The sequence below is a fragment of the Halobacillus yeomjeoni genome, from assembly GCF_020171525.1.
GTDB classification, from domain to species: Bacteria; Bacillota; Bacilli; order Bacillales; family Halobacillaceae; genus Halobacillus; species Halobacillus yeomjeoni.
The window spans coordinates 81,535-94,203 of record NZ_JAIVAI010000001.1 but is presented as its reverse complement, the minus strand read 5'-3'; the positions used below and the strand labels follow the sequence as shown (position 1 = coordinate 94,203).

Here is a 12,669-nt window from a genome sequence, read left to right as displayed (position 1 = left end):
AACATATATAAAACGTCTTTTCCTTCATTCTACCATGTTTATAGTAGAGAAGAAAAAGACGCAGTGTTGGTGCTCCTTATTCAAAATACCCTAATAGTAAATTTGCATACGGTGAGTCTTGTGGAAGTATAATCGTCGTCTCTCCATCGATGGTCTTCTTATAGGATTCCAGTGTACGGTACAATTGGTAAAATTCCTCGTCCTTCGAAAAAGCTTCATTGTAGATTTCCGCTGCCTGCTGTTCTCCCTCCGCACGGATTTTTTCAGCTTCTGCCCGTGCAGTAGATAACATTTCTTTCACTTCCCGGTCTGTCTTAGCTCTGATTCTGTTTTTCGCAGCTTCCCCTTGAGACAGGTATTCTTGAGCAATTTTCTCCCGATCGGTGATCATTTGAGTAAAGACAGCTTCCTCGTTGGCTTCTGGTAAATCAGAACGCTTGATGCGTACATCATTGACGACAATCCCGTAATTATCTCTCTTTAGGAACTTATTGACTTTTGCTGTGATTTCCTCATTCAATTTTCCTCTTGAGCTTTCTTCTTCGTTGATGATTTCAGAGAAATCCATTTTTCCTAATTCGGTTCTAACTATAGAAAAGATGAACTCCCCCATCCGCGCTTCAGCGTTCATCATTGTCCTGGCGTTGGAGATCATTTTTTCGGGGTCTGTAATGCTCCAGATTGCATAATTGTCGATAATCATCCGCTTTTTATCTAAAGTAGTAATTTCCTTTTCATCGACATCATAGACCATTTTCTTTTTAGATAAGGTTGATACCTCTTGAATGAGTGGCAGTTTAAATTTCAATCCCGGCTCGTCGTGAATTTTAATGACATCCCCGAACTGCCGGACCACTTTATATTCGCCTTCCTTTACAATAGTTATTGAACTCAACGCTATCAAAACCAAAGAGATGATAATGAGAGATGTGATTCCTAATTTAAGATAGTTCCTGAAGTTTTTAGGCTTTTTTTGATTGAATTCAATGGTTCCATCACTCATTCTTCATCATCCTCCTTTTGACTGGCTTGTCCAGGTGCTAATGTCTGCATATTCCCTTGATTCAATGGGAGATACTTCAGTGTATTTCCATCATCATTCATAATATATACATTTGCGGATGGAAGGACTTCCTCAAGAGTCTCCATTACAAGACGCTCCCTGGTGATTTCTTTATTGTTTTGATATTCCACAAGTAAAGCATTGAACCTGGATACCGCACCACGTGCATCCTGTATACGTTCGACTTTGTCCCCTTCTGCACGCTGGATGATGGCGTCTTTCTCACCAAGGGCTTCTTCACGTTTCTGGTTCTCATATTTTTCAGCTTCATTCACTTTACTCTGCTTCTGCTCTCTTGCATCCGTAACTTTTGTAAATGCTTTTCGAACTGCTTTATTGGGTAAATCCACTTCCTGTAATTTCACATCAATAATGGAAATGCCGATATCATAACTATCGATCAACGACACCAGCATCTCTCTGACTTCATTTTCTATTTCCGCTTTTCCTGAAGTCAGGGCTTCATCTATTTCACTGCTTCCGATTACGCCGCGAAGAGATGATGATGTGGCGTTGAATAGTACTTGCTCCGGATTTTCAGATGCGAATAAATACCCTTCTGGATCAGTGATTTTCCACTGTACAACCAAATCAGCCTGAAGAATTTTGTCGTCCCCGGTAATCATCGTCACTTTGTCTTCTGAATCTTCTCCTTCATTAAAACCAAAGTCCAGGCTGAACGTTTCTTTAGACATCTTTTTCACTTCCTGAATCGGCCATGGCATTTTAAAATGAAGTCCTGGTTCGGTAATGCCATCTTCAGCTTCCCCGAAAGTCAATACTACGGCTTGTTCAGACTCGTCTACTGTATACCATGTCGTTATAAATAAAAATATCAACAACACAGCAGTCATACCTAAGCCAATCCATTTGTAAATCTGCTTAACACTCATACTGGCTTCCCCTTTTCTATGTAGTTAATTAACATTACGATTTTATGTTAAAAAAGTTTCAATTCAATTACACATCACTTTCACTGGAATCATCAAGAGGAAAGATAATCCAAGTATTGTATGTCACCTGCCTGCACCAGCTCTTTACGCATCAGTAGTTTTCGCCATACTTAAGCTTTGATTTGCCCATAAAAAAAAGGCAGAAGCGAGGGAAGCTTCTGCCCAAAAAGAGAAAACACCTTGGATGAAAGGGTTTCAATGGTTATCTTACCAAAAAAGTTTAAAAATAAATTTAATGCAACATTAATTTTTTGTAAATTTCTTAGGGATGGATACTTGGAACGTCGTACCTACATTGACTGTGCTCTCAACATGGATGGTACCCTGATGCGCTTCTACAATATGTTTAACGATCGCAAGCCCGAGTCCAGTACCACCGGAGTTACGGCTTCTTGCTTTATCGACTCTATAAAAACGTTCGAATATCCGCGAGATTTCATCTTCTGGAATTCCTACTCCATTGTCAGATACCGATACCACAATGTGATCTTCAGTTTCAGTGCAGGCTATGGAAACCTCACCTTCTGAAGGGGTATAATTGACCGCATTCGTCAGGAGATTCATAAAGACCTGCTTAAGACGACTTGTGTCCCCCTCGACTTTAGTCGTTCCTTTGATATCCGTATGAATGGTTACACCTTTCTTTTCTGCATGTTGATTGACAATCGGAAGTAAATCGTTCAATAACCGTTGAAAGTCCATTTCTTCTATATTCAAATGAAAATCTTCTTTTTCAAGTTTTGAGAGCTCCAATAAATCCTGAATTAAGGACTGAAGACGACCACTCTCTTTAAGAATGATTTGTAAGAACTGCTCGAGCATAGCTTCGTCTTTCATCGCTCCATCAAGCAGCGTTTCTGAAAATCCACGTATAGACGTAATCGGTGTTTTCAATTCGTGCGACACATTGGCCACAAAGTCTTTCCTCATTTGCTCCAACTGTTTTAATTCAGTAATATCATGAAAGACTAATACAATTCCCTTCCATTTATAGTCTTCACTTAAAATAGGAGCTCCGGTGACCTCTAAGTGTTTACGATCGATTTGAACAGGAAGAAGGAACGTCTCACTGATGGTCTCTTCAAACATGTAGATTTTTTTCACAGTGTCATGAATCGCTTTATGAGGGATGGCATCGTGGTATAGATAGCTGATATACTCACTGGAATCCCCGCCAAATGTATCGACAAAAGCTTTGTTCACTAATAAGATATACCCGCGCTCATCAATCAGGACAAGACCATTTCCCATGTTGTTGATGACCGCCTCTAGTTGATTCTCCTGCATGCCTTTAGTGCTGGTCATTTCTTGTAAATTTCTTGCCAGTATATTGATCGATCGGCTTAACTGCCCTGCCTCTCCGAAATGCCCTTCATAGGTACGTGCTTTATAATTTCCTTTAGCAAGCTCATTGGATACTTTTGCAGCTGCTCGTATCGGTCGTATATATTTTGAAAAAATGTTATGTCCAATCATGAAGATGATCAACAATCCAAGCAGTAAAACCAGACCTATCAAAGTCCATATGTTCTTAGTGATATCAGTCAAAGAACTTGCAGGTGCAAGGAACACCAAGGTGCCATCTTTACCTTGCAATTGAAAGTCCAGAGGAACATAGAAAACATCATTGATAAGTTTCCCTTCACGCAAACTTACATTGTCAGACGAGATTCTATCGATAATTATATGTTTCTCTTCTTCGCTGATATCCCCGAGTGTATCCACTGTATCCAATATAATTCCATCTTCATCTGACTTGAAGATCATTGCCGTTTTCAACTGCTCACTGAGATCTCTTAACTCAGCACGATCGAGGTCTTCGTCCTCAGAATACTCTTTTAGGTAAGTGGCGAAATATTGACTTTCAACTTCTACGCGTTCTTCGAATATGTTTATAAAGTAACTTCTGGTTAGTTGAGCTAATAATATCCCAAGACCTACCATCACGATAATAATTAAAATTGTATAAGTCATCATGGGTCTTGAATTGGATCTCATGCTATTTCGGCTCCTCCATCTTATAACCAAGCCCACGGATGGTCTTTATATAAACAGGCTTTTTAGTTTCAGGTTCAATTTTCTCACGCAGATGACTTACATGTACGTCCACAATTCGCGTATCACCAGCGAAATCATAATTCCAGACAGCACTTAACAATTGGTCACGTGACATGACTCTGCCAATGTTTTGAGCGAGGTATAGGAGTAATTCAAACTCTTTAGGTGTAAAAGTAAGTGGGTCTCCTTTGATTGTGGCCTCATATTGTTCAGGATAAATGGACAAGTCTGCAATTTGTATATGAGTGTTATCCTTCTCAACAGGTTCCCGGACAATACGCCTTAAAATCGCTTTGATTCGTGCAACCACTTCTCTTGGACTGAATGGTTTTGTCAAATAGTCATCAGCCCCAAGCTCCAGGCCGAGCACTTTATCAAATTCATCATCTTTTGCTGTTAACATTAAAATTGGAGTCTCGACTTTCAATTGCCTTAGAGATTTACAAACTTCCATCCCATCCATCTCAGGCAGCATGACATCAAGGACGATCAAGTCGAAATTAGTGTTAGAAGCTTTTTCTAAAGCACTTTTTCCATCGTACGCAACCTCTGTGTCATACCCTGCTTGTTCAATATTATATTTTAGTAATGTTACGATTGATTCTTCATCGTCTACAATTAAAATTTTCTGAGCCAATGCCATCACCTCTACAACAATTTATCTTCATCATACAATGAAGATTAGAGTTTGAACACGGAACTTAACAATTTTTACTTAACTTTAATATTGTCAGAAATCCTCAAATAAAACAAACGGAAGTAGAATGGGGATATTATTTGTTCTTTTGAAGGTCGTATAGAACAGCCGGTTCTATTAGGCTGGAAACCACAAAATGAACCGAAAAAAAAGACCTTTATCAGGTCTTTTTTATGATCAATAAAAATTTTCCAAAGAACTGGCATTCATAGATTTCGGTTCATAAGGAGGTTGAACTTTCAATGTCCCCTGGATCACAACATCTCCTTCTTCGTCATATCCGACTACCTGCATGGATAGGTTGTGCTCCTCCCTGTCTACATCTACCACTTCGACATTGAACCTTATTTCGGCATAGTGATATACAGGTTTAGGGTATGACAAATCTTGATGGGTAATGTGGCTCCCTGGTCCCGGCAAGTGCATCGATATGATAGAAGAAACCATGCCAAAAACCATTACAGTCGGGACTACCGGGCGTTTAAAAGGAGTTTGGGATGCATAATCATGTTGAATATATAGAGGGTTTGAATCATCAGTAAGCCCTAAGTACATAAGTAGATCACGGTCTTCAACACTTGAAGAGGTAGTGAAAGTCTCCCCTACTTTAATATCTTTGATTTTCTTACCTAGTTTACGTTTTTTCCCTAACATAAACCCACCTCCATGAAAGCGTTTTCTGTTTTTTTGTAAAAAAGGATTCGAGGCTGGACCTCGAATCCTTCTCTCTTCTTATTGTAATACATTCAATACGTTTTTAACAGAGTCAGCAGATTGATCCAACTGCTTCTTCTCATCTTCCGTCAATTCGAGCTCGATAACTTCTTCGATACCGTTACCACCTAGAATGGTAGGTACACCAAGATAAATACCCTCGTACCCGTACTCACCTTCCAGATAAGCAATTGCTGGAAGAATTCGACGCTGATCTTTGAGAATTGCTTCTGCCATTTGCACCAGAGATGCTGCAGGTGCATAGTAAGCACTCCCGTTCCCAAGCAGGCCGACGATTTCTCCGCCACCTTTACGGGTGCGTTCAACGATGGCATCAAGACGTTCTTTAGAGATCAACCTCTCGAGAGGTATTCCTCCTGCGAAGGAATACCGGGTCAGAGGTACCATGTCATCCCCGTGTCCACCTAACACAAACCCGGTAACGTCTTTGATTGAGACGTTCAATTCTTCCGCCACGAAAGTACGGAAGCGGGCAGTATCAAGGACACCTGACTGTCCAATGACACGGTTCTTAGGCAGTCCAGCTTCCTGGAAGACTGTATATGTCATCGCATCGACTGGATTAGTTAACACCACAATAAAGCAATCAGGAGAGTATTTGACAATTTCTTTAGTAACGCTTTTCATGATCTTAGCATTCGTATTTACAAGATCATCCCGACTCATTCCTGGCTTTCGAGCAATTCCCGCAGTAATGATCACAAGGTCTGAATCTTTTGTATCCTCATAGTTTGATGTTCCTTTAACATGAGCATCAAAGCCTTGTACGGGACTAGCCTCCAACATATCCAACGCTTTACCTTTGGTTGGGTCCTCCATGTCAGGAACGTCCACTAAGACCACATCGCCTAATTCTTTTTGAGCCGCCATCAGTGCTGTGGTGGCACCGGTAAAGCCAGCTCCTATTACAGAAATTTTATTTCTTCGAATTGCCATGTGAATCCCCTTTCTAATCGCTTAGTCCATGTTCTGGATCAGTGCGTCACCAAACTCAGAACATTTAACTTCTGTAGCGCCTTCCATCATACGAGCAAAGTCATAAGTGACCGTTTTGCTTCCGATTGTCTTATCCATGGATTTTGAAATAAGCTCGGCAGCTTCTCTCCACCCAAGGTGCTCAAGCATCAATACTCCTGAAAGAATAACAGAAGAAGGATTTACTTTGTCCATTCCTGCATATTTAGGAGCAGTGCCGTGAGTAGCCTCGAAAATCGCATGTCCAGTTTCAAAGTTGATATTCGCTCCAGGTGCGATTCCAATACCACCGACTTGTGCAGCTAAGGCATCAGAAACATAATCACCATTCAAATTCATTGTAGCGACTACATCAAATTCTTTAGGACGTGTCAGGATTTGCTGCAGGAAGATATCAGCAATCGCATCTTTAACGATGATTTTACCTTCAGCTTCCGCTGCGTCTTGAGCTTTGTTAGCAGCTTCTTTGCCTTCTTTTTCAACGATGCGGTCGTATTCAGCCCATGTGAATACTTTGTCGCCGTATTCTTCTTCAGCAACTTCATAACCCCATGATTTGAAAGCACCCTCAGTGAATTTCATAATATTTCCTTTGTGTACAAGTGTTACATTTCTGCGGCCTTCGTTCAATGCATAATCGATTGCTGCACGAACCAGACGCTTCGTACCTTCTTCAGAAACCGGCTTAATTCCGATACCAGAAGTTTCAGGGAAGCGGATGTTATGTACACCCATTTGTTCTTGTAGAAACTCAATGACTTTTTTCACTTCCGGAGTTCCTTTTTGCCACTCAATTCCAGCGTAAATATCTTCTGTGTTTTCACGGAAAATGACCATATCCGTGTCTTCAGGACGTTTGACTGGTGAAGGTACACCTTCGAAATAACGGACTGGACGCAGGCATGTGAACAAATCAAGTTCTTGACGAAGTGCGACGTTCAAAGAACGAATTCCACCACCGATTGGAGTAGTCAATGGTCCTTTGATTGCAATTTTATAATCACGAATGGTATCTAGTGTTTCTTCCGGCAACCATTCTCCAGTTTTATCATAGGCTTTCTGACCAGCAAGGACTTCTTTCCATTCGATAGACTTCTCGCTGTTATATGCTTTGTCAACTGCAGCTTCAATCACACGGCTGGCAGCTGCCCAAATATCAGGTCCGATGCCGTCACCTTCGATGAAAGGAATGACAGGGCGGTTAGGTACGTTTAATTCTCCATTTTGTTCTACTGAAATTTTTTGTGCTTGTGTCAAAGTTAACCCTCCTAAAAAATGTATAAAGCATATTTAAGGGATGAAGCATCCTCTTCTATCATACGTTAAACTATAACGAATAAAAAGGCGTCAGAAAAGGATGAATCTTATACATCCTTTTCATTTATCTTTCTTCTATCGGCTTGTACGTCTGACCTTTAGGACCGACATATTCGGCACGTGGACGGATCAAACGATTATTGGAATACTGCTCAAGAATATGAGCTAACCATCCGGACACACGGCTTACTGCAAAAATCGGTGTAAAGATATCGTGATCGATTCCAAGGCTGTGATATACAGATGCAGAATAGAAATCTACGTTCGCAGGGAGCCCTTTGTTTTCTTTGATGTATTCTTCGATTTTAATAGACATTTCATAATACTTGGATTGACCTGTAAGCTCAGTCAATTCACGTGACATTTCTCTTAAATGTTTAGCACGAGGGTCGCCTTGGCGGTATACGCGGTGGCCCATCCCCATGATTTTTTCTTTATTTTCAAGCTTTTTCTCAATTGCAGGGATTGCATTCTCAACAGACCCGATTTCAGTCAGCATTTTCATGACTCGTTCGTTAGCTCCGCCATGTAATGGACCTTTCAAAGCACTGATTGCAGCCGTTACACCTGAATAAACATCAGATAGAGTAGCCACACATACACGTGACGTGAAAGTAGATGCGTTCAACTCATGGTCTGCGTGAAGGACAAGCGCTTTATTGAATGCTTCCACTTCTATGTCTTCCGGATCTTTTCCGTTCAACATATATAGGAAGTTGGCTGCAAAACTCAAATCTTTCTTAGGGGATACAGGCTCTTCTCCATTTCGAATGCGAGAAAATGCGGTGACAACCGTAGGGATCTTCGCTTGCAGACGTAGTGCTTTACGCTTATTCGCTTCCTCTTCCATCACATCTGCTTCCGGGTCAAAAAGCCCAAGCATGGAAACTGTGGTACGTAAAGCTGCCATCGGATGGACAGTTGAAAGATCATATGATTTCAGATGATCGATAACCTCACTAGGGACGTCCATATTTGAGATAAGTTCGGACTTGAATTCATTCAATTCACTTAACGTCGGAAGCTTTTTATTCCAAAGAAGATAAATCACTTCTTCAAAGCTTGAATGGTTGGCTAAATCATCAATATCGTATCCAACATAAGTCAATTTATCATCAATGATTGAACTGATGGATGATTCAGTTGCTGTAATTCCTTCTAGACCTTTAGTTGATGACATACAATCTCTCCTTTTGAAAAAAGTACTGTGAGTTTCTCACCCTGGTGGTGAGAAAACGCTTAACTAACCGTTTTTATTGATTCAGGAAATTAACCCCAAAGACAATTATAAAGTATTCTGAAGAGAATGTGAATTGAAACCGGTTAATTAACCGCGATTTTATCGAAATTTTCAATCGAAAATTACATATTATCGGCAAATACGACAATGCCCCAATGAAAAAATTATGGTCGTCCACCTCTCAATAATGGAGGAATAATGATGGAGAGTCGAATTACATCAATCATTTCCAGGTTATCCATCGTAGTTTTGTCAGGGTTATTTATTATAGCGTTTATTATACTTTCATGGAAATATTTACATCCTTTTATTATCGCTTTCTTTATATCATGGCTCCTGCGGCCATATATTCACATAGTTGAAAAATTTTCAAAGATGCCCAGGTCTATGGCTATATTGACAGTCATGTTGATCTTTGGATCATTAACCTTTGCATTGATTACTTTAGCTATTACTGAACTATTCAAGGGTATCCTTTACTTATCCAAGCTTTTACCGAGCTATTTAGATCAATTCAACCACTCTGTTTTGAACCTCGGTGAAGAAATGCTTACACCTTTGATTATGAAAGGTGAAAAATTTTTACACGGGCTTACGAACCAACAACAACATTCCTTGATGGACTCCTTCACGGTCATGAAAGAGAAGTTAAGCATAGCCGGCGGCGAACTTTTGGCCAAGTTCTTTGAATGGGTGACCACACTATTGTCTATGCTCCCCTCTTCCGTCACTTTTTTTCTTATTTGTTCATTGGCTACATTCTTCTTTTGTAAAGACTGGGAATGGATTATGAAAATGTTAAAAAAGTGGACCCCCGCTTGGAGTTTTCAGACCATCAAAGATATTCCTGTACAGCTTAAAAGGACTCTTTTAGGCTTACTGAAAGCACAGGCGATTCTTGTATTGATATCCACTTGCTTCATTGCAGTGGGTTTACATTTACTAGATGTCCCTCATGCATGGACCATTACATTATTTGCAGCTATCGTGGATATTATCCCTTATATCGGCACGGGAATCATCTTTATTCCATGGATCATATATCAATTTTTCAATGGCGCATACGACCTGACTATAGGTTTATCGATTATTTACATGGTAGTAGTAGTCACCAGGCAATTGCTGGAACCTAAGCTCCTTGCAGTTCATTTCGGAGTCCCACCTATCATTCTTTTAATTTGCTTGTTTGCCGGATATCAATTCTTCGGATTCTATGGTTTTTTTCTAAGTCCGATATTCATCATGTTTGTAAAAGTTCTTCACACCACAGGGGTATGGACTTCATTACGATCTTACATTCTCGGAAAATAAAAACCTCCACATCCCTTTTGAATGTGGAGGTTCAATCATTTTCGATAGATGGTTACTGTGCCTTTATCCATTAACTTCACAATAGCTTTTCTTATGAAGCGTTTCAGAACGGATCTGGAAGGTGGAAGGAGAAGTAAAAAACCAATGGCATCTGTAATGAAGCCAGGGGTAAGTAATACTGCACCGCCTACGAGGATACACGCACCATCGAGCAAAGCATCTTGCGGGACTTGTCCTCGAGCCATGGATTCTTGTACATTCCTGATTGTTTCCAAGCCTTGCTGTTTAGCTAACCAGGCGCCAATGATCCCTGTCATTATTATCAAAAGGATGACCCACCATGGACCGATCCAATTCCCGGCCATAACCAATAGTCCGATTTCAAGTGCTGGTACAATGATGATAAATAGTAACAACCAGCGAAACATAGTATCGTCCCTTTCCATAACATTTCTTTCATTATAACGATAAAAATTAAGCAGAGCTAAACAAAAAGGCGGAAAAGCTTGAACTTTTCCGCCTTTATTTCAATTACAGGACACTCGCATGCCCTTCATAAATGTCTCCACGAGAGCTGTCGATGGTAATGTCTGCACCATCTTTAATGATTTCGAGCGCACCTTCTACTCCAACAATGACAGGGATACCCAGACTTAAGCCTACCACTGCTGCATGAGAAGTTAGACCGCCTTCAATGGTTACAAGACCGGCTGCTTTTTCGATCGCAGGCATCATGTCTTTATCTGTACCATGTGTAACAAGAATGTCACCCTCTTCAACACGGGAAATTGCATCTTCAGCATCTTTCGCTACAATGGCACGTCCATAGGTACTCTTTTGACCTACACCTTGCCCTTTAACCAGCACATCACCGATGACGTGAACTTTCATCAAGTTCGTCGTACCAGATTCTCCGACAGGTACGCCGCCAGTAATGATGATACGATCTCCACCGGAAACCAATCCGGATGCCAGACTGCGTTCCACAGCTACATCCAGCATATCATCTGTAGAGTAAGCACGAGGTCCCATCAATGCATATACGCCCCATACCAACGATAGCTTACGATTCACTTTTTCACTGGAAGTGATCGCAATGATCGGTGATTTCGGTCGATATTTGGAAATCATGCGTGCCGTGTGTCCACTCTCTGTAGGTGTAACAATTGCATTGGCGCTCAAATTAATGGACGTATGAGTGACTGATTGGCTGATTGCATCAGTAATCGTCATATCACTATGCTTGGAACGTTCATCAAGAATCGCCTTGTAATTCAAACCTGTTTCTGTTTTCAGCGCAATGTTGTTCATCGTTGTAACAGCTTCGACCGGATAATCACCGGCAGCAGTTTCACCAGAAAGCATGATCGCATCTGTGCCATCAAAAATCGCATTGGCTACGTCAGAAGCTTCCGCACGCGTCGGGCGAGGGTTGCGCTGCATGGAGTCCAGCATTTGAGTAGCTGTAATGACCGGCTTGCCTGCTTTATTGCACTTGGAAATCAAGTTCTTCTGTACAAGAGGCACATCTTCAGCAGGGATCTCAACACCCAAGTCACCACGGGCAACCATCAGTCCGTCACTGACTTCTAGAATCTCATCAATGTTGTCGACACCTTCCTGGTTTTCAATCTTAGGAATGATTTGAATATCCAGGGCATCATGCTTTTCCAACAACTCTTTGATCTCTAGGACGTCAGAAGCACGACGAACGAATGAAGCAGCGATAAAATCAACGCCCTGCTCAATGCCGAATTCGATATCTTTCGCGTCTTTTTCAGTGATTCCCGGCAAGTTGACACTCACATTCGGAACGTTTACACCTTTTTTATTTTTAAGAGGTCCGTTATTCAATACGGTCGTCTTAATTTCATTGTTTTCTTTATCGATTTCTTCTACCTGCAGCTCAACAAGTCCATCATCAAGGAGGATTTTCGAACCAGGATGAACGTCATTGATCAATCCAGGGTAAGTGACAGAAAAACGCTCAGCATCCCCCTCGATATCTTCCATAGTTACATACGCCGTAGAGCCTTTCTCGAGATAGACTTCTCCTTCTTTCAATGTGCCTGTACGGATTTCAGGTCCTTTGGTATCCAAAAGGATCGCAACAGTTTTACCGGTAGCTTCTGCAGCTTTGCGGATATTTTTGATTCGAGCTCCATGCTCCTCGAAGTCCCCGTGTGAAAAGTTCAGACGAGCGACATTCATACCCGCTTCCACTAACTGAGTCAATTTTTCAACAGACTCGGATGCCGGTCCAATAGTACTAACAATTTTTGTTTTTCTAAACATAGATGATTCCTCCTCTTGTAACGCT

The 12,669-nt window shown here is 41.1% G+C and carries 11 protein-coding genes; 1 reads left to right on the top strand and 10 read right to left on the bottom strand.

Annotation, left to right across the window (positions count from 1 at the left end):
* Nucleotides 1–76 precede the first annotated feature (76 nt).
* The 8 genes from hflC to citZ form a co-directional block, all read right to left on the bottom strand.
* Nucleotides 77–1,003 (bottom strand): protease modulator HflC, encoded by a 927-nt coding sequence (hflC, locus tag LCL89_RS00440; RefSeq protein ID WP_224807112.1) that lies wholly within the window; start codon nt 1,001–1,003, stop codon nt 77–79.
* On the bottom strand, nt 1,000–1,956 hold the full coding sequence (hflK, locus tag LCL89_RS00435) for an FtsH protease activity modulator HflK (RefSeq protein ID WP_224807111.1): 957 nt from the start codon (nt 1,954–1,956) through the stop codon (nt 1,000–1,002). Before hflK ends, hflC begins: the two co-directional genes overlap by 4 nt.
* 303 nt (nt 1,957–2,259) lie before the next feature.
* Nucleotides 2,260–4,014, bottom strand: a complete 1,755-nt coding sequence (gene pnpS, locus LCL89_RS00430) for a two-component system histidine kinase PnpS (protein ID WP_224807110.1) — start codon at nt 4,012–4,014, stop codon at nt 2,260–2,262.
* A gap of 1 nt (nt 4,015) precedes the next feature.
* Complete coding sequence (locus tag LCL89_RS00425; RefSeq protein WP_197316688.1) at nt 4,016–4,711, bottom strand: response regulator transcription factor; 696 nt, start codon at nt 4,709–4,711, stop codon at nt 4,016–4,018.
* Nucleotides 4,712–4,948: 237 nt separating this feature from the next.
* Nucleotides 4,949–5,425: a MaoC family dehydratase gene (locus LCL89_RS00420; protein WP_224807109.1), complete on the bottom strand. Its 477-nt coding sequence runs from the start codon at nt 5,423–5,425 to the stop codon at nt 4,949–4,951.
* A 78-nt stretch (nt 5,426–5,503) separates the two neighbouring features.
* Nucleotides 5,504–6,442: a malate dehydrogenase gene (gene mdh, locus LCL89_RS00415; protein ID WP_224807108.1), complete on the bottom strand. Its 939-nt coding sequence runs from the start codon at nt 6,440–6,442 to the stop codon at nt 5,504–5,506.
* Nucleotides 6,443–6,463: 21 nt separating this feature from the next.
* On the bottom strand, nt 6,464–7,738 hold the full coding sequence (gene icd / locus LCL89_RS00410; protein ID WP_224807107.1) for an NADP-dependent isocitrate dehydrogenase: 1,275 nt from the start codon (nt 7,736–7,738) through the stop codon (nt 6,464–6,466).
* A gap of 124 nt (nt 7,739–7,862) precedes the next feature.
* The gene (citZ, locus tag LCL89_RS00405; protein WP_224807105.1) at nt 7,863–8,978 is read right to left on the bottom strand and encodes a citrate synthase; all 1,116 of its coding nucleotides are present in this window, start codon (nt 8,976–8,978) and stop codon (nt 7,863–7,865) included.
* A gap of 258 nt (nt 8,979–9,236) precedes the next feature.
* On the opposite strand from citZ, the gene ytvI reads away from it, so the two are divergent.
* Complete coding sequence (gene ytvI / locus LCL89_RS00400) at nt 9,237–10,349, top strand: sporulation integral membrane protein YtvI (RefSeq protein WP_318245591.1); 1,113 nt, start codon at nt 9,237–9,239, stop codon at nt 10,347–10,349.
* Nucleotides 10,350–10,384: 35 nt separating this feature from the next.
* On the opposite strand, the gene LCL89_RS00395 is transcribed toward ytvI, so the two are convergent.
* Nucleotides 10,385–10,777 carry an FxsA family protein gene (locus LCL89_RS00395; protein ID WP_224807101.1) on the bottom strand — a complete coding sequence of 131 codons (393 nt, stop codon included), beginning with the start codon at nt 10,775–10,777 and terminating at the stop codon, nt 10,385–10,387.
* Between the two features lie 103 nt (nt 10,778–10,880).
* Nucleotides 10,881–12,644: a pyruvate kinase gene (gene pyk / locus LCL89_RS00390; RefSeq protein WP_224807098.1), complete on the bottom strand. Its 1,764-nt coding sequence runs from the start codon at nt 12,642–12,644 to the stop codon at nt 10,881–10,883.
* Between the last annotated feature and the right edge of the window lie 25 nt (nt 12,645–12,669).